This is a genomic window from Rhodococcus sp. DK176 (genome assembly GCF_038447315.2).
Taxonomy (GTDB): Bacteria; Actinomycetota; Actinomycetes; order Mycobacteriales; family Mycobacteriaceae; genus Rhodococcus_F; species Rhodococcus_F jostii_A.
On record NZ_CP118321.2, the window covers coordinates 7,178,358 to 7,198,124 of the forward strand.

At 67.8% G+C, this 19,767-nt stretch carries 17 protein-coding genes and 2 pseudogenes; 13 read left to right on the forward strand and 6 right to left on the reverse strand.

All coding sequences use genetic code 11. From position 1 onward, the window contains the following. Positions 1-178: 178 nt before the first annotated feature. Positions 179-1,726 (forward strand): acyl-CoA carboxylase subunit beta, encoded by a 1,548-nt coding sequence (locus PSR88_RS33390; RefSeq protein ID WP_011598422.1) that lies wholly within the window; start codon positions 179-181, stop codon positions 1,724-1,726. A gap of 72 nt (positions 1,727-1,798) precedes the next feature. Then, positions 1,799-2,578: a siderophore-interacting protein gene (locus PSR88_RS33395; RefSeq protein ID WP_009479735.1), complete on the forward strand. Its 780-nt coding sequence runs from the start codon at positions 1,799-1,801 to the stop codon at positions 2,576-2,578. An 18-nt stretch (positions 2,579-2,596) separates the two neighbouring features. Here the strand turns inward: PSR88_RS33395 and PSR88_RS33400 are convergent, their stop codons facing one another. Then, entirely contained in the window at positions 2,597-3,766 is a 1,170-nt protein-coding gene (locus PSR88_RS33400) for a multidrug effflux MFS transporter (RefSeq protein ID WP_009479736.1), read from the reverse strand. Positions 3,767-4,098: 332 nt separating this feature from the next. Then, positions 4,099-5,979, reverse strand: a complete 1,881-nt coding sequence (locus PSR88_RS33405) for a zinc ribbon domain-containing protein (RefSeq protein WP_342338725.1) — start codon at positions 5,977-5,979, stop codon at positions 4,099-4,101. A 311-nt stretch (positions 5,980-6,290) separates the two neighbouring features. Here PSR88_RS33405 and PSR88_RS33410 point away from each other — a divergent pair. Further along, a pseudogene (locus PSR88_RS33410) lies at positions 6,291-7,221 on the forward strand (MinD/ParA family protein); the annotation flags it as partial. A 34-nt stretch (positions 7,222-7,255) separates the two neighbouring features. Here the strand turns inward: PSR88_RS33410 and PSR88_RS33415 are convergent. Continuing rightward, positions 7,256-7,765: pseudogene (locus PSR88_RS33415) on the reverse strand (M23 family metallopeptidase); the annotation flags it as partial. A gap of 317 nt (positions 7,766-8,082) precedes the next feature. Here PSR88_RS33415 and rpsB point away from each other — a divergent pair. The 6 genes from rpsB (at position 8,083) to PSR88_RS33445 (ending at position 13,128) form a co-directional block, all read left to right on the forward strand. Continuing rightward, the gene (rpsB, locus tag PSR88_RS33420) at positions 8,083-8,985 is read left to right on the forward strand and encodes a 30S ribosomal protein S2 (RefSeq protein WP_011598428.1); all 903 of its coding nucleotides are present in this window, start codon (positions 8,083-8,085) and stop codon (positions 8,983-8,985) included. Positions 8,986-9,097: 112 nt separating this feature from the next. Beyond that, positions 9,098-9,925: a translation elongation factor Ts gene (gene tsf, locus PSR88_RS33425; RefSeq protein WP_016880160.1), complete on the forward strand. Its 828-nt coding sequence runs from the start codon at positions 9,098-9,100 to the stop codon at positions 9,923-9,925. A gap of 174 nt (positions 9,926-10,099) precedes the next feature. Continuing rightward, on the forward strand, positions 10,100-10,828 hold the full coding sequence (gene pyrH, locus PSR88_RS33430) for a UMP kinase (RefSeq protein ID WP_009479740.1): 729 nt from the start codon (positions 10,100-10,102) through the stop codon (positions 10,826-10,828). 81 nt (positions 10,829-10,909) lie between these two features. Further along, the gene (gene frr, locus PSR88_RS33435) at positions 10,910-11,467 is read left to right on the forward strand and encodes a ribosome recycling factor (protein WP_016880161.1); all 558 of its coding nucleotides are present in this window, start codon (positions 10,910-10,912) and stop codon (positions 11,465-11,467) included. Positions 11,468-11,495: 28 nt separating this feature from the next. After that, the gene (locus tag PSR88_RS33440) at positions 11,496-12,416 is read left to right on the forward strand and encodes a phosphatidate cytidylyltransferase (protein WP_009479741.1); all 921 of its coding nucleotides are present in this window, start codon (positions 11,496-11,498) and stop codon (positions 12,414-12,416) included. A 10-nt stretch (positions 12,417-12,426) separates the two neighbouring features. Further along, a complete protein-coding gene (locus PSR88_RS33445) occupies positions 12,427-13,128 on the forward strand; it encodes a class I SAM-dependent methyltransferase (protein ID WP_011598430.1) in 702 nt (233 codons plus the stop codon). 10 nt (positions 13,129-13,138) lie between these two features. Here the strand turns inward: PSR88_RS33445 and PSR88_RS33450 are convergent, their stop codons facing one another. Further along, complete coding sequence (locus PSR88_RS33450; protein WP_016880162.1) at positions 13,139-13,990, reverse strand: HpcH/HpaI aldolase/citrate lyase family protein; 852 nt, start codon at positions 13,988-13,990, stop codon at positions 13,139-13,141. Positions 13,991-14,073: 83 nt separating this feature from the next. After that, positions 14,074-14,487, reverse strand: coding sequence for a lipopolysaccharide assembly LapA domain-containing protein (locus PSR88_RS33455; RefSeq protein WP_009479744.1), 414 nt, complete (start codon positions 14,485-14,487; stop codon positions 14,074-14,076). Between the two features lie 114 nt (positions 14,488-14,601). On the opposite strand from PSR88_RS33455, the gene rlmN reads away from it, so the two are divergent. After that, positions 14,602-15,711, forward strand: a complete 1,110-nt coding sequence (gene rlmN, locus PSR88_RS33460; RefSeq protein ID WP_005240549.1) for a 23S rRNA (adenine(2503)-C(2))-methyltransferase RlmN — start codon at positions 14,602-14,604, stop codon at positions 15,709-15,711. A gap of 79 nt (positions 15,712-15,790) precedes the next feature. Here the strand turns inward: rlmN and PSR88_RS33465 are convergent, their stop codons facing one another. Further along, on the reverse strand, positions 15,791-16,060 hold the full coding sequence (locus PSR88_RS33465) for a DUF2631 domain-containing protein (RefSeq protein WP_009479745.1): 270 nt from the start codon (positions 16,058-16,060) through the stop codon (positions 15,791-15,793). Positions 16,061-16,141: 81 nt separating this feature from the next. Between PSR88_RS33465 and dxr the strand changes: the two genes are divergently transcribed. From dxr to ispG, 3 genes are read left to right on the forward strand one after another with little or no spacing between them, the layout of a single operon-like run. Continuing rightward, entirely contained in the window at positions 16,142-17,338 is a 1,197-nt protein-coding gene (gene dxr, locus PSR88_RS33470; RefSeq protein WP_011598434.1) for a 1-deoxy-D-xylulose-5-phosphate reductoisomerase, read from the forward strand. A 6-nt stretch (positions 17,339-17,344) separates the two neighbouring features. Beyond that, entirely contained in the window at positions 17,345-18,565 is a 1,221-nt protein-coding gene (locus PSR88_RS33475) for a M50 family metallopeptidase (protein ID WP_016880164.1), read from the forward strand. Positions 18,566-18,606: 41 nt separating this feature from the next. Then, positions 18,607-19,764 (forward strand): flavodoxin-dependent (E)-4-hydroxy-3-methylbut-2-enyl-diphosphate synthase, encoded by a 1,158-nt coding sequence (gene ispG, locus PSR88_RS33480; RefSeq protein ID WP_005259330.1) that lies wholly within the window; start codon positions 18,607-18,609, stop codon positions 19,762-19,764. The last annotated feature ends 3 nt before the right edge of the window (positions 19,765-19,767 follow it).

The following is a 19,767-nucleotide window of genomic DNA, read 5'->3' on the forward strand; positions in this document are numbered from 1 at the left end:
CGGTTTCCACTCCACCCAGCGTTGTGCCGGAGGGGTAGTTGCGCCCGTCGTGGGTACTTGGAGTCCAGTCGGCTCACCCACAGCGTCCGGTCGGTGCACATACGGTGTCCGATGAGGCAACTACCGGCGGTCCGGGAGTGCAGTCCGCTCGCGGGTGCGTCTCGAGGAGGAATCTCACATGACCAGGACCACGGCGGAACTGCTCGCCGATCTCGAGGATCGGCTCGAGCAGTCGCTGAATGCGGGGAGCCCGAGGGCGATCGCGCGGCGCAAGCAGAAAGGTCTGCCCGGACCCCGCGAACGGATCCGGATGCTGCTCGATTCCGGCAGCTTCATCGAGGTCGGACAGATGGCGAAGAACCCGGGAGCCCCCGACAACCCCTACGGTGACGGCGTCGTCACCGGCCACGGAACCGTCGACGGACGTCCGGTGGCGGTGTTCTCGCACGACCACACCGTGTTCGGTGGCAGCGTGGGGGAGATGTTCGGTCGCAAGGTCGCATCGATCATCGAATTCGCCGGACGGATCGGCTGCCCCTGCGTGGGCATCAACGACTCCGGCGGCGCACGCGTACAGGACGCCGTCACGTCGCTCGCCTGGTACGCCGAAATGGGCCGCCGCCAGATCCCGCTGTCGGGAGTGTGCCCGCAGGTCTCGATCCTCCTCGGCAAATGCGCGGGCGGCGCGGCGTACGCGCCGATCAACACAGACCTCGTTGTCGCCGTGGACGAGCAGGCGTACATGTTCGTCACCGGTCCCGGAGTCATCAAATCCGTCACCGGCGAGGACGTCACCCTCGACGAACTCGGCGGCGCCCGCGCCCAGGCCGAGAACGGGAACGTCCACCACGTCGCGCCAAGCGAGGAAGCGGCGTTCGCCTGGGTGCGTGATTATCTCGGCTTCCTCCCGTCCAGCAGGCACGAAGAGGCGCCCATCGTGAACCCGGGACTCGAACCCGAGATCACCGACAACGATCTGGCGTTGAACGAGTTCATGCCGGACGCCGACAATGCCGCCTACGACATGCACGACCTGCTGCTGAACATCTTCGACGACGGAGACTTCCACGAACTCGCCGCGCAAACGGCACCGAACGTGATCACCGGATTCTCCCGGGTGGACGGACGATCCGTCGGAGTGGTGGCCAACCAGCCGCAATTCCTCAGTGGAGCACTGGATCAGGTCGGTGCCGACAAGGCAGCCCGCTTCGTGCGGATCTGCGACGCCTACGAGATTCCGCTCGTGTTCGTCGTCGACACGCCGGGCTTCCTACCCGGGCTGGAACAGGAGCGGAACGGCGTGCTCCGCAGCGGCGGCCGCTTCCTGCAGGCGTTCGCGGCGGCCACGGTGCCGAAAGTGACTGTTGTGGTCCGTAAGTCCTACGGCGGCGGATACGCGGTGATGGGGTGCAAGCAACTCGGTGCCGACGTGAACTTCGCCTGGCCGACCGCACGCATCGCGGTCATGGGCGCCGAGGCCGCGATCAGTCTCCTCTACCACCGCGAACTCGAAGCTGCCGGCGAGGAACAGGAGGCGATGCGGCAGCAACTCGTCGACGCCTACAACGAGAACGTCGCGACACCGTATTCGGCCGCCGAGCGCGGCTACATCGACGCGGTGATCGAACCGTCCGCCACCCGGCTCGAGATCCGGCGGGCGTTGACGTTGCTCCGCGACAAGCGCTCCGCCCGCGGCGAGCAGAAGCACCACCTGATTCCGCTCTGACCGCCGTCGCCAGTCACTCCTGTACCGTAGTTAGGTAACACTAACCAACTTGAGTTCATTGGAGAGATGCCTGTGGCAAAGCCGACTGCGACACTGACCGTGCTCCGGACCGAATGGCTGACCCCGCACATGGTGCGGGTATTCCTCGGCGACCCGGGATTCGACAGCTTCGTTCCAAATTCCTACACCGATGCGTACGCGAAACTCGAATTCGGGAGCCCCGACGAGCCCGTCCTGCGCACGTACACGATCCGGTCGGTGGATTCGGTGAAGCGAGAGATCGCCATCGATTTCGTGGTGCACGGCGACGCCGGCGTCGCTGGACCGTGGGCGGCATCCGCGGCGGCCGGTGACGTCCTCCGGTTGCGCGGCCCCAGCGGCGCGTTCGCGCCGGACCCGGCAGCCGACTGGTACCTGCTCGCCGGCGACGAGACCGCAATTCCCGCCATCTCGGCGTCCGTCGAGAAGCTGGACGCGTCGGCTGTCGGACGGGTCATCATCGAGGTCGCCGGCCCGGAGGACGAAATCGTCTTCGACTCGCCCGCCGGCGTCGACGTCACCTGGATTCACCGCGGCGACACGTCGGACCGGATCGGTGAAGAGGCGTCCGGGGACAACGCACCCCTCGTCGCGGCAGTGCGCGATACCGCATGGCTGCCCGGAACGGCGCAGGTCTTCATTCACGGTGAGGCGCAGGCCGTCATGCACAACCTGCGCTCCTACGTGCGTAAGGAACGAGGCGTCCCCGCGTCGGCCGCGTCCATCTCCGGCTACTGGCGTCGCGGTCGCACCGAGGAGGGCTTCCGCGTGTGGAAGTCCGAGCTCGCCGCGAGCGAGGGTGCCTCCCGCTGACCCGGTGCGGTGGACGCGCTACGAGAGGTGCGTCCGCCGCGTCAGCACCACCAGCGACAGCATCGCCACGGCGCCCGCGGTCGGGATCGCGACGGCCATCGGCACTGCGGTGTCGGGGCCGGCGATGCCGACGAGCGGCGAGACCACCGCGGCGAGGCCGAACTGGCCGGCGCCGAGGAGCGCTGACCCGGTGCCGGACGCCTTGGTCACCTCGCCCTGGGCCAGCGCCGTCGCATTGCCCATCACGAACCCGATGCTCGACACCGAGACGAACAACGGAATCAGGATCGCCCACCACGGCGGCGAATCGATCAGCACCGCGGCGAGAAGCAGCACGACGCCCGCTGCCAGGAGCAGCGTGACCCCGAACCCCAGCAGTTGCCGGGCATGGAATGTGCCCACGAGCCGCGTGTTCACGATCGCGGCGCTCACCATGCCCGCCGCGTTCACCGCGAACACCATGGAGAACTGCACCGGGCTGAGCCCGAGGACGTTCTGCACAACGAAAGGGGATGCGGAGATGTACGAGAAGAGCGCGACGAACCCGAACATGAACGTGAACGCGTAACCCAGGTAGACACGGTTGCCGACGACGTAACGCAGATTCCGGACCAGTGCAGTGAGCCCGCCGCCGTGCCGGTTCTCCTCGGGAAGCGTCTCCGGGACGAGGATCAGCACTCCCGCGAACATCACCACACCGGCGACGGTGAGCACCCAGAAGATCCCTCGCCAGCCGACCGGTCCGAGCAGTGCGCCGCCCATCAACGGTGCGACGACCGGCGCAACCCCGCCGATGATCATCATGATGCTGAAGAGCCGGGCGGCGTTGTCTCCACGGGCCCGGTCGGCGATGCAGGCGCGTGCGAGCACGATCGCCGCGCCACCACTCAGCCCCTGGAAAAGTCTTGCAGCGATGAGGGTTTCCACGGTGGGCGCGAGAGCGCACGCCATCGCGGCGAGGGTCGTCACGACGGTGGCGCCGATCAGCAGACGACGGCGTCCGAGGCCGTCCGACAGCGGTCCGACGACGAGCTGCCCGATTCCGAGCCCTGCCATGAACGTGGTCAATGTCAACTGCACGCTCGGCGCCGACGTGTTCAGGCTCTCAGTCATCAGGGGGAGACCGGGGAGATACATGTCGGTAGCCAGCGGCGCGATCGCGGACAGTAACGCCAGGACACACAACATGGGAATGGAGATCGTTCGCTGCACAAAAGAACTCTAGCGGCGCGGCTGCTTGATTTATCTCCCGCCCGAGTCGACTGTTGCCACCATGAGCAGCGACCTACCGGCACCGTTGGAGCTGGTACTCGAGGAGTACGCGCGCATCTCGGGCTCGAACGCGGCCGATCGCAGCACACCGTGAAGGCGTACGTCGCGGACGCGAGTCGCTACTGCGGTACTGGTTGTCGACGTCACCGGAGGCACACCTCGGCGAGCTCGACATCCAGGTGCTGCGGTCGTGGCTCGCGGGCAGGCTGCGGCCAGCATCGCCCCGGAGGTGCGCAACTTCACAGCGTCTACGTAGATCTCGGACTGTCTGCCACTGGTGTGGCGGGCGCCTGAGATGGACGTGTGTCACGGCTACCCGCGTCACCGTGCGGTGGTGTGGGTTGGACCGTGTCCCACACCGACGCTTGTGGTGCAGGAACATGCTGTTTCGGATTCACCCCCAACCGCCGTGGTGCGGTGGGCAGGCTGCGGCGGACCCGGCGATGCCGGGGCCTGCTCGGGGTCGGACCGGTTTTGTCGCGGCACCTGCGTATCGGCGCGTGCTCGGCGACCCGGACCGCGGGCAGCTGCCCGCGTCGACGGGTGACCTTGCCTTTGCCGAGCAGTGCGCGTTTGGCCAGGTTCACCCCGGCGAGGTGGTCGCGGTTGCCGCCGACCCGGCAGCCCGGGCACCACGCGGTGTGGTACCCGCCGGGACGGGCAAGTGGTTCGTCGCAGCCCGGACACCATGCGGACGATCCTCGGGCGGGCACCGAGACCACCGTGATGCCGGCACCGGTGGCGGTGTGCGCGAGGGCGGCGACCGCTTGGCGGCGGGCGGACTGCGCGGCCCGGTTGTTGTTGACCCGCCCGTGTCCGCGGGTCTCGAGGGTGCTGAGATCTTCCACCGCGATCACCTGCGCTCCCGCGGTGGTGGCGTAGTCGGTGACCTGGCGGGCGAAGTGGAAGGCGAGTTCCCGGTTGATCTTCCCCCGCTTGGCACCCACCGCGGTGCGGTGTTCGTCGAGGACGGCGATCTTCGCCTCCAGCTGGGCGCGGACCTCCGGTGGGGCGGTGGCGGCCAGCCGGGTCAGCCGGGCGGCCTTGGCGTGCAGCAGCTGCCCCTCGGCCTGCAGGCGCGCCAGTTTGATTCCGAGGCCGCGGTCGTCGTAGGTGAAGCCCCGGTAATCCGACACCAGCCCCTCCGGGCTGTCGGTGGTGATGGCGGCGGCACCGAGCGTGGACGGGGACCAATCCACGCCCACCGCCACGGCGGCCGAGTCCAGGTCATCTGCCGGGACGAGTTCGGTGGCGGCGCACCGCCACAACAGACCCCGGTGGTCGAGGACCAGGATCGGCAGATGCCAATCGATGACAGGCCGGCCGCACAGGTGCGCGGGGATGGCCGCGGTCAGCCGCACCCGCCGCCACTGCGCCCGCCCCACCGGCGCGGGACAGGTCGGCAGCTTCACCGTCAACACCAGCTCATGCTCTGCGACGGTGACGGCAAGCTGCGCGAGCTGCCGATCGGCGGCCGACAGTCGGGCCATGGCCGCGATCTGCGGTGGTCCCTGCAGGTCGGTGATCCGCAACCGGCCGGCCGGTGCCCCGCCACTGGAGCGGGCGCGTGCGGCGAGCTGGCGCCGCACACCCCGAGCGAAACCCGAGGGCACAGAGTCGCCCGGCTCGGTGGGTGCGGTCAGACGACCGGTGGCCGGGTCGAATCGGGTCGACAGTGCCGCGATCGCGGTGTCCCGGTAGGCCAGGGTCCGCAGGGTTGCCAGCACCTGCGCGGTCACCACCCGGCTCACCCGCGACGGCACATAGACCCCGTCCGGAAAGGTCGGATCCCAGCCGAGCCGCGCCGCGGCGACATGACCCTGTGCGGGCAGCCTGCGGTCCTGGCGGTCACGGCCGGCGGCGAGCACGTCGAACGTCGCCGGCCGCCACAGCCGCGACACCAACTCGGCGCCAGCACCTGCAATCAGATCGAGCAGCCACCCCACCCGGGTGTCGACGTCATCGAGGCCGATCCGCTCACCGGTCGCGTCGTCGACCGCCACGTGGGCGCGGGTGGTGAACGAGAACTGCCGCGGCGTCGTGGAGACCCCGTCGTTGATTCCGTGGCGACCAGAGCGCCCAGAAACCACGCCGGACAACGATGCCGGCACCGCCGTTACGTCATCCATCAACCCTCCCACCAGTACATGTGGCAACCGGGTGCGTAAGACCTCGACAGTAACGCCGGCCTCCGACATTTAGCCTCGGGGGGAGTCCGCAGGCGGGCTGAACGTCCGACCGGGACACCTGGTGATCCCTGGCTTTTTGAGTGGTCGTCTGCGGGCTCGGTGTCTGGTCGAGTGGTGTCCTTGTTCGGGAACTGGGAGCCGGCCGGTAGGCGTGGACTCCTGCTTAGAGAATGTCTGGGCCGTGGCCGCGAGCGACACCGCGGCCGATCAGTGGGGCAGCAATCCTGGGACGGTCCCGCCCTGGAGCCAACCGGCATCAGGTGACCAGTCAGGATCTGGTGGCGGATGCGCTCCTCGAACGGGCACGCAAGGCGCCGAGCCGAGGGTGGCGGCGCGGACTGCACCGGCTCACCAGGGGATCGGTGAATCCGGGAGCGTCGGCAGGTGAGACGGGCGAAGCGGTACTGCTCGACCGCATCCGGCAGCCGATCCAGGGGGACTATCGAATTGCCTTCCTGTCCTTGAAGGGCGGCATCGGCAAGATGACGACCACGATCGGGCTGGGATCGACGTTCGCGTCATTGCGCGGCGACTGCGTGATCGCCGTCGACGCCAACCCCGACTTCGGGACGCTCTCGCAATGTGTGCTCCTGCAGACGCATTCGACCGTCCGTGATCCCATCGCGGCGCAGTCGACCATCCGGCGTTACTCAGATGTGCGGGGCCCACACGTCGTAGGCGCCGAGCCGTCTCGAGGTGCTCGCGAGCGAACAGGACCCGGCGATCTCCGACGACGACTACCGGCGGGTGATCGACACTGCAGGTGCACTACAACATCATCCTCACCGACTGCGGCACCGGCATCATGCATTCGGCGATGAACGGCGTTCTGCAACTCGCCAATTCCCTATGGTGCTGGTGAGCTCGCCGGCCGTCGACGGAGCCCGCAGTGCCGCCGCTCCGCTGGACTGGTTGCAGCACCACGGTTACGGGCACCTGGTCTCGCGGACGGTCGTCAAGATCAGCGCCGCCCGGCCCGGCTCGGGCACGATCGACATGACGGAACTGACCAATCACTTCCTGCTCCGGTGCCGCGCCGTGAAGGTGGTGCCGTTCGACGGGCACCTCGCCGAGGGGTCGGTGGTGGATCTGGACCTGCTGCGTCCGGCGACGCGGAAGGCATTCGTCGAACTCGCGGCGATGGTCGCGGACGACTTCCCGGAGTCGGCAGGCAGGCACGCCGTCGCGGAGTGGCGCGAGCCACCGCGGTCGGGGGCCCCGACGGGTAGCGCCGCACCGGCGCCACGCGGACGAGCCCGAGCGGGTCGAGGTACTCACGGTCGCGGCGAAGACCCCAGTGCAGGCACGCGGCGACCAAGGTGATGCAGCGCGGGTGCCCGGGTTCGAGCGTGCCGAGGACGGTGCCACGGCCCACGCGCTGCCCGGGGGTGACCCGGGCGGTCACCGGCTCGTACGTTGTGCGGAGCCCACCCGGGTGGTCGACGGAGACGACGGGTTTGCCCGCCACCGTGCCGGCGAACACCACCACACCCGTACCTGCGGACAGGACGGCCTCGTCGGGCACGCCGCCCAGATCCACGCCGCGATGGCCGGGAAGCCAGTCGCGCTCGGGGTTGTCGAACGCCCGGACCACCCGGGGTCGTGGGTGCAGCGGCCAGTCGAATTCACCGGTCGGCGCGGCGTCGGCGGGCGGGGCGAAGAGCGCAGCGGCGGTCAGCAGCGTGGACGCCGTGAGTGCCCGCACGATCGCCCCGAATGTCGTCATGGATGGACGATCCCGTACGTCCGGGCCGGTGAACGGGCAGCGGACGAGAATGTGGATCGACTACGTTTTGTCCACAGATCCTGCGAAACCCTTGCACGCGCGGCCGCGGTGTGGCAGGGCGGTTAGGGCGTTCGGCGTGGAGGCCGTACACTGATCGAGCGGTCTGTGCTCCCACAGTCCGACTTCGCGCGCCCGCGCAGGTTATCGGCCATCGGCTGGTCTCGCACCTCGGTGTGAGTCCGATGGTCTGCGGGCGCCAGGGTGGAGCGTCTCGAGATGCTCTGCATCAACCGGCAATGAAAGAGAGATACACAGCCATGGCTGTCGTAACAATGAAGCAGCTGCTCGACAGCGGCACGCACTTCGGTCACCAGACCCGTCGTTGGAACCCGAAGATGAAGCGTTTCATCTTCACCGACCGCAACGGCATCTACATCATCGACTTGCAGCAGACGCTGACGTACATCGACAAGGCGTACGAGTTCGTCAAGGAGACCGTTGCCCACGGCGGCACCGTCCTCTTCGTCGGCACCAAGAAGCAGGCCCAGGAATCCATCGCGGCCGAGGCCACTCGCGTCGGGATGCCCTACGTCAACCAGCGTTGGCTCGGCGGCATGCTCACCAACTTCACCACCGTCCACAAGCGTCTTCTCCGCCTCAAGGAGCTCGAGGCAATGGAGCAGACCGGTGGCTTCGAGGGTCGCACCAAGAAGGAGATCCTCATGCTCACGCGTGAGATGACCAAGCTGGACCGCACTCTCGGTGGTATCCGCGACATGGCCAAGGTCCCCTCCGCGGTGTGGGTCGTCGACACCAACAAGGAGCACCTGGCCGTTGCCGAGGCTCGCAAGCTGAACATCCCGGTCATCGCGATCCTGGACACCAACTGCGACCCCGACCTCGTCGACTACCCGATCCCGGGCAACGACGACGCCATCCGCAGCGCCGCCCTGCTCACCAAGGTCGTCGCATCCGCAGTGGCCGAGGGCGTGCAGGCCCGTGCCGGACTGAGCGCCGACAAGGACGCGAAGCCCGAGGCCGGCGCCGGCGAACCCCTCGCCGAGTGGGAGCAGGAACTGCTCTCGCAGGCCGCGCCCGCCGCTGAGGCCGCGCCCGCCGCTGAGGCAGCGCCCGCCGCAGAGGCCGCTCCCGCAGCTGAGGCACAGGCGGCTCCGGCTGCCGAGGCCCCCGCAGCAGAGGCACCCTCCACCGAGGCCTGATCCGATGCACACGGCCCTGACCAGAGATCTTTTGGTCAGGGCCGTTTCACGGTCTGGTCCGAGTACTACCCTGACTTACGTCCCGACAGACATATGAGGAGGCTCGCTCACCATGGCGAACTACACCGCCGCTGACGTCAAGCGGCTCCGCGAGCTCACCGGCTCCGGAATGATGGCCTGCAAGAACGCTCTCGCTGAGGCCGAGGGTGACTTCGACAAGGCTGTGGAGCAGCTGCGCATCAAGGGCGCCAAGGACGTGGGCAAGCGTGCCGAGCGCACCACGGCCGAGGGCCTGGTCGTTTCCAAGGACGGCGTCCTGCTCGAGCTCGACTGCGAGACGGACTTCGTCGCGAAGAACGAGGACTTCCTGAAGCTCGCCGAGTCGATCGTCACGGTCGCCGCGGCAGCGAAGCCCGCCGACGTCGACGCGCTCAAGGCGCTCGACCTCGACGGCAAGACGGTCGATACCGTCATCCAGGAGCAGTCCGCGAAGATCGGCGAGAAGCTCGTCCTGAGCAAGATCGCCTCGTTCGACGGACCGGTCGCGGTCTACCTGCACAAGCGCAGCGCCGACCTGCCGCCCGCCGTCGGCGTCCTCGTCGAGTACACCGGTGAGGGTGACGCTGCTGCGGAGGCCGCTCGCGGTGCCGCCATGCAGGTCGCGGCGCTCAAGGCCAAGTACGTCACGCGCGAAGAGGTCCCCGAGGACATCGTCGCCAACGAGCGTCACATCGCCGAGGAGACCGCTCGCGCCGAGGGCAAGCCGGAACAGGCTCTGCCGAAGATCATCGAAGGCCGCGTCAACGGCTACTTCAAGGACGTCGTGCTGACCGAGCAGTCCTCGGTGCAGGACTCCAAGAAGTCCGTCAAGGCGATCCTCGACGAGGCCGGCGTCACCATCAAGCGCTTCGTTCGCTTCGAGGTCGGTGCTTCGAGCTAGTCGTGTGAGTCGTATGGCCCCGTCGGACGAGTGCGCTCGCCCGGCGGGGCCTACGTATACCGCCACCGTCCTGATGAGGCAGGATGAAGATGGCCGTCTGAATGGGTCGAGTAGGCGCGTGGGTGCGCTCGGCCGCTGTCGAAATCGACGAGTGCTGTGGAACTGAGGAGAGCAATGTCCGAACCAGCCAACGAACGTACGGGATTCCATCGAGTCCTTCTCAAACTCGGCGGAGAAATGTTCGGTGGTGGCAAGGTCGGCCTCGACCCCGACGTCGTGACCAAGGTCGCGGAACAGATCGCCGAGGTCGTACGGTCCGGGGTGCAGGTGGCGGTCGTCATCGGCGGCGGCAACTTCTTCCGTGGTGCGGAACTGCAGCAGCGAGGTTTGGACCGCGCGCGGTCCGACTACATGGGCATGCTCGGCACCGTGATGAATTGCCTTGCTCTGCAGGACTTCCTGGAGAAAGAGGGCATCGACAGCCGCGTGCAGACGGCGATCACGATGGGGCAGGTGGCGGAGCCCTACATTCCGCTGCGCGCCCAGCGGCACCTCGAGAAGGGCCGCGTCGTGATCTTCGGCGCCGGCATGGGCATGCCCTACTTCTCGACCGACACGACCGCCGCGCAGCGCGCACTCGAGATCGGCGCCGAGGTCGTCTTGATGGCCAAGGCCGTCGACGGCGTGTTCACCGCGGACCCGAACCTCGACCCGACCGCGACGATGTACGCGCAGATCACGCACCGTGAGGTCATCGAACAGGGACTCAAGGTCGCCGACGCGACGGCGTTCAGTCTCTGTATGGACAACGAGATGCCGATCATGGTGTTCAATCTGCTGACCGAGGGGAATATCGCTCGGGCAGTGTCCGGTGAGAAGATCGGAACGCTCGTCAAGTCATGACGCGAGTGACACGCTCGACACCGGGTTTTCTCGAAATAGAGGCAGTGACGAATCGATGCAGAACGACATGGAGGAACAGCCGTGATTGATGAAGCTCTCTTCGAAGCCGAGGAGAAGATGGAGAAGGCTGTCACGGTGGCCAAGGACGATCTCCAATCGATCCGCACGGGTCGCGCGAATCCTGGCATGTTCAATCGCATCGGAATCGACTACTACGGCGCGTTCACCCCGATCACGCAGCTCGCCAGCATCAACGTGCCGGAAGCGCGACTGGTCGTCGTCAAGCCGTACGAGGCCTCGCAGCTCGGCGCCATCGAGACGGCGATCCGGAACTCCGACCTGGGCGTGAACCCGTCCAACGACGGAAACCTGATCCGCATCTCCGTTCCCCAGCTCACCGAGGAACGCCGCCGCGAACTGGTCAAGCAGGCCAAGTCCAAGGGCGAGGACGCGAAGGTGTCCGTGCGCAACGTGCGGCGCAAGGCGATGGACGAGCTGTCCCGGATCCAGAAGGACGGCGAGGCCGGCGAGGACGAGGTCGGTCGGGCCGAGAAGGAACTCGACAAGACGACCGCCCGGTACGTCGCGCAGGTCGACGAACTGGTGAAGCACAAGGAAGCCGAGTTACTGGAAGTTTAGTCACGAGACGAGGAGTGGATCGGGGACAGTGACCGTGCCAGCAGAACACGGGACCCCAGGGGGACCCATCTCCGAGGGCGACCCCTCGGAACCGGTCTCCGAGGGTGCGCCGGAGGCGGCCCCGGCCGCGAAGTCGAAGGCCGGGCGTAACCTTCCTGCCGCGATCGGCGTGGGCGTCGGTCTCGGCGTCGCGCTGATCCTGATCCTCGTCTACGTGCCGCTGGTATGGATCGGCGTGGTGGCCGTCGCGATGGCAGTCGCCACGTGGGAGGTCACCAAGCGCCTGCGTGAGACCGGGATCAGCGCCCCCCGGATCCCGCTGCTCGCCGGCGGCCAGGCGATCCTGTGGCTGGGGTGGCCGTTCGGCCCGGTCGGGGTGCTCAGCGCCTTCGCGGGGACGGTGCTGGTCTGCATGGTCTGGCGCCTGTTCGACCACGGGCTGAAGGCGACACCCCAGAATTTCCTCCGGGACACCGCGATCACCGTGTTCGTCGCCTCCTGGATTCCGCTGCTGGCGTCGTTCGCCGTGCTGATGGTGTTGCAGGACGACGGCGCCGGGCGCGTGTTGTGCCTGATGATCGGTGTGGTCTGCTCCGATGTGGGCGGCTACGCGGCGGGTGTGCTGTTCGGCAAGCATCCGATGGTGCCGGCGATCAGCCCCAAGAAGTCGTGGGAAGGGTTCTTCGGTTCGCTGCTGTTCTGCGTCATCGGCAGCCTGCTCACGGTCACCCTGATCCTCGACGAGAACTCGATGATCGGCGTGCTCCTCGGTGTGGTCCTTGTGGTCACCGCCACGCTCGGCGATCTGATCGAATCCCAGGTCAAGCGAGAGCTTCGCATCAAGGACATGGGCACCCTGCTCCCCGGGCACGGTGGGATCATGGACCGTCTCGATTCCCTGCTGCCGTCGGCGTTCGTGACGTGGCTGGTGCTCACGGTCCTCGTCTGACCGCCCTGCCGTGACCATCCCCAGCCCGAACATCTGGCACTGGCCGGAGTGGTACGAGGTCGAGAATCGCGCCCAGGACGTGGACGGTGCGATCTTCCGTCACCTGCGTGGGGCCGTGGACTGGGCGGGCGGCACCGTCGCCGACGTGGGCTGCGGGTCCGGCTTCCATCTCCCGGTCTTCGCCGAATCCGCGTCCGCGGTCTACGGAATCGAACCGCATCCGCCGCTGCTGGAGCGTGCCCGCACCCGCGTGGGGCACCTGCCGAACGTCCGCGTGATCGAGGGCTCGGCCGAGGGCATACCCCTGGGCGACGCGAGCGTGGACGTCGTGCACGCGCGGACCGCCTATTTCTTCGGTCCCGGCTGCGGCCGCGGAATCTGTGAGGCGATGCGGGTGCTGCGCCCGGGCGGCGCGCTCGTGGTGGTCGATCTCGACGCCACGGCCCATCCCTACGGCGAATGGATGCGGGCAGACCTGCCGCAGTACAACCCGGCGACCGTCGAGGCCTTCTTCGCGGCGCAGGGGTTCGACATGGTGCGCGTGGAGACGCAATGGCGATTCCCGGATCGGGAATCGCTGCGCGGAGTCCTCGGTATCGAGTTCACCGAGAAGACGGCGTCGAAGGCGTTCGCGCAGACACCCGGCGTGGCTCTCGACGTGCGTTACCGCGTGCACGTCCGCCGAAAGCCCGCCGGGCTGCAGATTCTCTGACCGGCGTTGTCTACCGCGGCGCGATGTGGAACAGCTTCGCGAGCGCGTTGATCTTCTTGGCTTTCGCCAGCTTGGGGAGGTCGCTGCCGTCCCGGACACGGGAGCCGTCCTCGCCGAGGTCCGCGATCACGTCGAGCGCCCATTCGGCGTCGGCCGGGGACGGGCTCAGTGCGTCGTTGACCGGCGCCGTCTGCGCGATGGTCATGCACAGCTTCCCGGTCATGCCCATCGACAAGGTCAGCGCCGACGCCCGGACCAGGGCGTCGACGTCGGTGCCGAGGGTGGGGCCGTCGATCGGCGGTGCGATCCGGGCCGCCCGGCTGGCGACCGTCAGCCGGGAGCGGGGGTAGGCCATCGCCAGCGGCGAGTCGTCCATCCCGGTGTCGCGGCGGAAGTCGCCGCTGCCGAACGCGAGCCGGAACGTGGCCTCCGTCCGGGCGATCTCGGGCGCGGCCTCGAGTCCCATCGCGGATTCGACGAGGGCGAGCACCTTCGTGCCCTCGGGGAGCCGCTCGGCGGTGGCGTCGACCTGCATTCCACTCTCGGTCTTGGCGAGCATGACGCCCTCGAGCCCGGGAACACCGTTCAGGGCTGCCAGGTCGTCCGCCCAGTAGGGGGTGGTCGCGTCGTTGATCCGCACCCACGCGCGCCGGTGCTCGCCGAGCCAGGCGACGACGTCAGCGCGGGCCCGGGGTTTGAGGTCGGGGGTGACGGCGTCCTCGAGGTCGAGAATCACGGCGTCGGCGGCGCTGGCACGGGCCGCCTCGAAACCCTCGGGTTTGCCGGCGGGAACCAGCAGCCAGGATCGTGCTTGTTCAGCCGTGATACGCGGTGCCACAGTCGTCTCCATGTCGGCCTTCACAGTCGTGCCGTTCCGGTGATATCCACGACAGTAATTCTGCTCGCTCAGCGTCTGCGCAATCCACTTGCGTAACTATTGTTCAGTTAGAAATTACTGTTCAGGCGCCGCTGCCGGTTCGCGGCCCGGCGGATCTGGATGATGCGGACACCGCCCGCGAGGGCCATGATCACCGCGCCGGCGATCGCCGCGAACAACAGTGTGACCCCCAGTGGGAGGGTGAATTCCCAGACGAACATTTCGAGGGTCACGCTGTCGAGGTTCTGCAGGATGAACACGAGAAGCAGTACCAGAACGACGATTCCGATCACCAGACCGGTCCACGTGGCGCCCACCCGCGTGTGCTTGATGCCCTTGCGGCGTGCGACGTCGGGATGCTCGGTGCCCTCCGGTGCGGTGTCGGGGTGCGGCGGGTCGGTGGGCGCCGGACCGGTGCCGGGGCCGCGGCCGACGGGGACGTCCGGAGGGAAGTTCGTGGGGTCGTCCGGTGTTGTCGACATAAGTTGATCTTCACCCACCTGGGCGGGATCTGCATGCGCATCGGGCGGCGAAACGACGTCGATCAGGCATCCGCACGACAACGACCCTCGAATCAATGGGACAATGGAGAAACTATGGCTGTCTCGCTTCCCCTCGTTTTCACCGCGCCCCGGCGTGGGATGCCGCCCAAGCATCTCGCGGACCTCGACTCCGCCGAGCGGCGGGAGGCCGTCAAGGAGCTGGGTCTGCCCGGGTTCCGGGCCGACCAGCTGGCCCGGCAGTACTACGCGCGGCTCGAGGCGGATCCGGAGAAGATGACCGATCTTCCCGCCGCCGTGCGCGAGCAGGTGGGCGCGGCCCTGTTCCCGACGCTGCTGACCCCGGTCAAGCACCTGGCTTGCGACGGCGGCGACACCCGCAAGACGCTCTGGAAGGCGAACGACGGGACGCTGCTCGAAAGCGTCCTCATGCGCTACCCCGACCGCGCGACGCTATGCATCTCCAGCCAGGCGGGGTGCGGAATGGCGTGCCCGTTCTGCGCGACCGGTCAGGGCGGTTTGCAACGCAACCTGTCGACTGCCGAGATCGTCGACCAGGTGCGTGCCGCCGCGGCCGCTCTGCGCGACGGCGACGTCCACGGCGGTCCGGGCAGGTTGTCGAACGTCGTCTTCATGGGGATGGGGGAGCCGCTCGCCAACTACAAGCGAGTGGTCGCCGCCGTCCGTCGCATCACCTCACCCGCCCCCGACGGCCTCGGGTTGTCGCAGCGCTCCGTGACGGTGTCGACGGTGGGTCTGGCGCCCGCGATCCGCAAGCTCGCCGACGAGGACCTCAGCGTCACGCTGGCCGTGTCTCTGCACACCCCCGACGACGAACTGCGCGACACCCTGGTCCCCGTGAACAACCGCTGGTCGGTCGCGGAGGTCCTCGACGCCGCCCGCTACTACGCGGACAAGTCCGGCCGCCGCGTCTCGATCGAGTACGCGCTGATCCGGGACGTGAACGATCAGCCGTGGCGCGCCGACCTGCTGGGCAAGAAGCTGCGCAAGGCGCTCGGGCCGCTGGTGCACGTGAATCTGATCCCGCTGAACCCCACGCCGGGCAGTGAATGGGATGCGAGCCCGAAGCCGGTGGAGAAGGAATTCGTCCGGCGCGTGCTGGCGCAGGGTGTGTCCTGCACCGTCCGGGACACCCGCGGCCAGGAGATCGCCGCCGCCTGCGGGCAGCTCGCCGCCGAGAACTGAGCTCCCACCGAACAGGCCGAAACGACGAAACCCCTCGTTCCCGAGTGATCGGGGCGAGGGGTTCGTTCGTGGTTCGGTGTTACCGGGGCTTACGCCGCAGGACGATGTCGCGAACGAGGATCGCGACCATCAGGGCCGCGCAGCCGATCAGCCACAGGTCTTCGACCAGGCCGGTGTGGTTGCCGATGATCATGAGCAGCAGGAACACGGCGAAGAACCATCCGAAGAACCGGAACGTCTTCGGCGCCTCACCGCTCCAGCCCCATGCTGCCGACGGGACCTCCGCGGTGTCGACGTGTGCGGCCACGATGGGGTCGCTGGACGAGGGCTCCAACTGGGTACCGGCCACGATCGATCCTCCTGCAGATTCGGTTGCGCTACTCGACATATCGTGACATACGACCGCCCGTCGTATGTAGCGGGGCCATCCATGGCGGGCGGTCCGCATTTCATCAGGAAGAATGGGTGGGTGGATGAAAACAGGCCCACTCGCGTCCTGCTGCTCGGCAGCACAGGTTCGATCGGTACCCAGGCGTTGGAGGTGGTGGCCGCCAACCCGGACAAGTTCACGGTGGTGGGACTCGCGGCCGGTGGCGCAAACGTCGAACTGCTGGACCGGCAGATTCGTGAGACGGGTGTGTCCTCCGTCGCAGTCGCGGATCCGTCGGCGGCCGCATCGCTGGCTCGGCCCGGCGTGCTGAGCGGACCGGACGCCGTCACCGAACTGGTGCGGACCACCGAAGCGGACGTCGTGCTCAACGCTCTCGTCGGTTCGCTGGGACTGGAGCCGACCCTGGCCGCGCTCGAGTCCGGTGCGCGGCTCGCCCTCGCCAACAAGGAGTCGCTCGTCGCCGGCGGGCCCCTCGTGACAGCAGCGGCGGCTCCGGGGCAGATCGTGCCGGTGGACTCCGAGCACTCCGCGCTGGCCCAGTGTCTGCGGGGCGGCAGCGCGGACGAGGTGGACCGGCTGGTTCTCACCGCCTCGGGTGGACCGTTCCGCGGCTGGACGGCCGATCGGCTCGAATCGGTGACACCCGAGCAGGCCGGTGCCCACCCGACGTGGTCGATGGGGCCGATGAACACGCTGAACTCCGCGACACTCGTCAACAAGGGGCTCGAACTGATCGAGACCCACCTGCTGTTCGGCGTCGACTACGACCGGATCGACGTCACCGTTCACCCGCAGTCCATCGTGCACTCGATGGTCACGTTCACCGACGGGTCGACGCTGGCGCAGGCCAGCCCACCCGACATGAAACTTCCGATCGCCCTGGCGCTGGGCTGGCCGCACCGCATCGCAGGCGCCGCCGCGGCCTGCGACTTCAGCACGGCGTCCACCTGGGACTTCGAGCCTCTCGACTCGCAGGTTTTCCCCGCCGTCGACCTCGCCCGCGAGGCAGGCAAGGGTGGGGGATGCCTCACCGCGGTCTACAACGCTGCGAACGAAGTCGCGGCTCAGGCATTCTTGGACGGGATCATCCGGTTCCCGCGCATCGTCCGCACCGTCGCCTCCGTGCTGTCCGAGGCGGACGAGTGGTCGGCGCCACCGGCTACCGTGGAAGACGTACTGGCCGCCGACGGCTGGGCACGTGAGCGAGCACGTCAGCTCGTGAAGCAGGAAGGCTAGAACTGCATGGTGTTCGCAGTGGGCGTTGTTCTCTTCGCCCTCGGGATCGCGCTGTCGATCGCACTTCACGAAGCGGGGCACATGTGGGTGGCGCAGGCCACCGGCATGAAGGTCCGCCGATACTTCATCGGTTTCGGACCCAAGGTCTTCTCCTTCCGGCGCGGTGAGACCGAGTACGGGCTCAAGGCGCTCCCGCTCGGCGGGTTCTGCGACATCGCCGGGATGACGGCGCTGGACGAACTCGAACCGGACGAAGAAGACCGGGCCATGTACAAGAAGCCGACGTGGAAGCGCCTCGCGGTGATGTCCGGCGGCATCGGCATGAACTTCGTCCTCGGGCTCGTGCTGGTCTACGTCCTCGCCGTCGGGTGGGGGCTGCCCGACCTCAACCGGTCCACCGATGCGGTCGTCGGCTCGGTCGGGTGCGCGGCGCCCACCCAGGGGCCCGGCCCCGACTACGCCCTGTCCGAGTGCACCGGTCCGGGCCCCGCCGAGCAGGCGGGCATCCGGACCGGCGACGTCATCACCGCGGTCGACGGCAAGGACACGCCCACGTTCGCCGACGTGGCCGCCGCCACGCGCTCGCTGTCCGGTCCGGTGGACTTCACGATCGAGCGGGACGGCGAAGAGCAGACGATCGTCGTCCCGGTCCAGCAGGTGCAGCGCTGGGTCCAGGAGGAGGGGGAGACCGAACCTCACGAGGCGACCGTCGGCGCGATCGGCGTCGGCGCGACACCGAGCGTCGTCGAGCACTCGGCCCTCTCGGCGGTGCCCGCTTCGCTCGAGTTCACCGGTGACATGTTCGTGATGACCGCCGAGCGGCTGGTGCAGATGCCGAGCAAGGCCGTCGACCTGTGGCACGCGGTGACGGGCGGAGAACGCGACCCGGAGACCCCGATCTCCGTGTACGGCGCCAGCGTCATCGGCGGCCAGATCGCCGAACAAGGCATCTGGGAAGCGTTCGTGCTGCTGCTCGCGAGCCTGAACTTCTTCCTCGGGATGTTCAACCTCCTGCCCCTGCTGCCGCTCGACGGCGGGCACATGGCGGTCACCGTGTACGAGCGGGTCCGGGACTGGTTCCGCAGCAGGCGCGGACTGCCCAGCGGGGGACCCGTCGACTACATGAAACTTCTGCCCGTCACCTATGTGGTGATCGTCATAGGCGGCGCATACATGCTCCTCACCCTGACCGCCGACATCGTCAACCCGATCAAGCTCTTCCAGTGATCGCTAAACTCGGACTTGAAGCTACGAAAGAAGGCACCCACGTGACCAGCCCTGTCGGATTGGGTATGCCCGAAGGCCCGGCCGCCGTTCTCGCACCCCGCCGCAAGACTCGCCAGCTCCAGGTCGGAACTGTCGGTGTCGGCAGCGACTTCCCGGTATCCGTGCAGTCGATGTGCACCACCAAGACCCACGACGTCAACGCCACCCTGCAGCAGATCGCCGAACTCACGGCGTCCGGTTGCGACATCGTCCGCGTCGCCTGCCCGCGGCAGGAGGACGCCGACGCGCTCGCGACCATCGCGAAGAAGAGCCAGATCCCGGTCATCGCCGACATCCACTTCCAGCCCCGGTACATCTTCGCCGCCATCGAGGCGGGTTGCGCCGCCGTGCGCGTGAACCCCGGCAACATCAAGGAGTTCGACGGACGCGTCAAGGAGGTCGCGAAGGCCGCGGGCGACGCCGGTATCCCGATCCGCATCGGCGTCAACGCCGGTTCCCTCGACCCGCGGCTGATGCAGAAGTACGGCAAGGCCACGCCGGAGGCGCTCGTCGAGTCCGCCCTGTGGGAGGCGGGACTGTTCGAGGAACACGGGTTCGGCGACATCAAGATTTCGGTGAAGCACAACGACCCGGTGATCATGGTCGAGGCCTATCGGCAGCTGGCGGCGCAGTGCAACTACCCGCTGCACCTCGGGGTGACCGAGGCCGGTCCGGCGTTCCAGGGCACGATCAAGTCGGCGGTGGCATTCGGCGCGCTGCTGGCCGACGGCATCGGCGACACCATCCGGGTGTCGCTGTCCGCCCCGCCCGCCGAGGAGATCAAGGTCGGCACGCAGATCCTGCAGTCGCTGAACCTGCGGCCCCGGAAGCTCGAGATCGTGTCCTGCCCGTCGTGCGGGCGCGCGCAGGTCGACGTGTACACGCTCGCCGACGAGGTCACCGCCGGTCTCGAGGGCATGGAGATCCCGCTGCGCGTGGCCGTCATGGGGTGCGTCGTCAACGGTCCCGGTGAGGCCCGCGAGGCCGACCTGGGTGTCGCGTCCGGCAACGGCAAGGGGCAGATCTTCGTCAAGGGCAAGGTCATCAAGACCGTGCCGGAGGCGCAGATCGTCGAAACCCTCATCGAGGAAGCGATGCGGATCGCCGAGGAGATGGAGGGTGATGCGACGTCCGGATCACCCGTCGTGACGGTCAGCTGAGTC

What these genes read in the sequence shown, in the direction of transcription:
- PSR88_RS33390 (WP_011598422.1), top strand. Translation starts at nt 179, where the DNA reads ATGACCAGGACCACGGCGGAACTGCTCGCCGATCTCGAGGATCGGCTC.
- PSR88_RS33400 (WP_009479736.1), bottom strand. Translation starts at nt 3,766, where the DNA reads ATGTTGTGTGTCCTGGCGTTACTGTCCGCGATCGCGCCGCTGGCTACC.
- PSR88_RS33405 (WP_342338725.1), bottom strand. Translation starts at nt 5,979, where the DNA reads ATGGATGACGTAACGGCGGTGCCGGCATCGTTGTCCGGCGTGGTTTCT.
- rpsB (WP_011598428.1), top strand. Translation starts at nt 8,083, where the DNA reads ATGGCTGTCGTAACAATGAAGCAGCTGCTCGACAGCGGCACGCACTTC.
- tsf (WP_016880160.1), top strand. Translation starts at nt 9,098, where the DNA reads ATGGCGAACTACACCGCCGCTGACGTCAAGCGGCTCCGCGAGCTCACC.
- pyrH (WP_009479740.1), top strand. Translation starts at nt 10,100, where the DNA reads ATGTCCGAACCAGCCAACGAACGTACGGGATTCCATCGAGTCCTTCTC.
- PSR88_RS33455 (WP_009479744.1), bottom strand. Translation starts at nt 14,487, where the DNA reads ATGTCGACAACACCGGACGACCCCACGAACTTCCCTCCGGACGTCCCC.
- rlmN (WP_005240549.1), top strand. Translation starts at nt 14,602, where the DNA reads ATGGCTGTCTCGCTTCCCCTCGTTTTCACCGCGCCCCGGCGTGGGATG.
- dxr (WP_011598434.1), top strand. Translation starts at nt 16,142, where the DNA reads ATGGCGGGCGGTCCGCATTTCATCAGGAAGAATGGGTGGGTGGATGAA.
- PSR88_RS33475 (WP_016880164.1), top strand. Translation starts at nt 17,345, where the DNA reads ATGGTGTTCGCAGTGGGCGTTGTTCTCTTCGCCCTCGGGATCGCGCTG.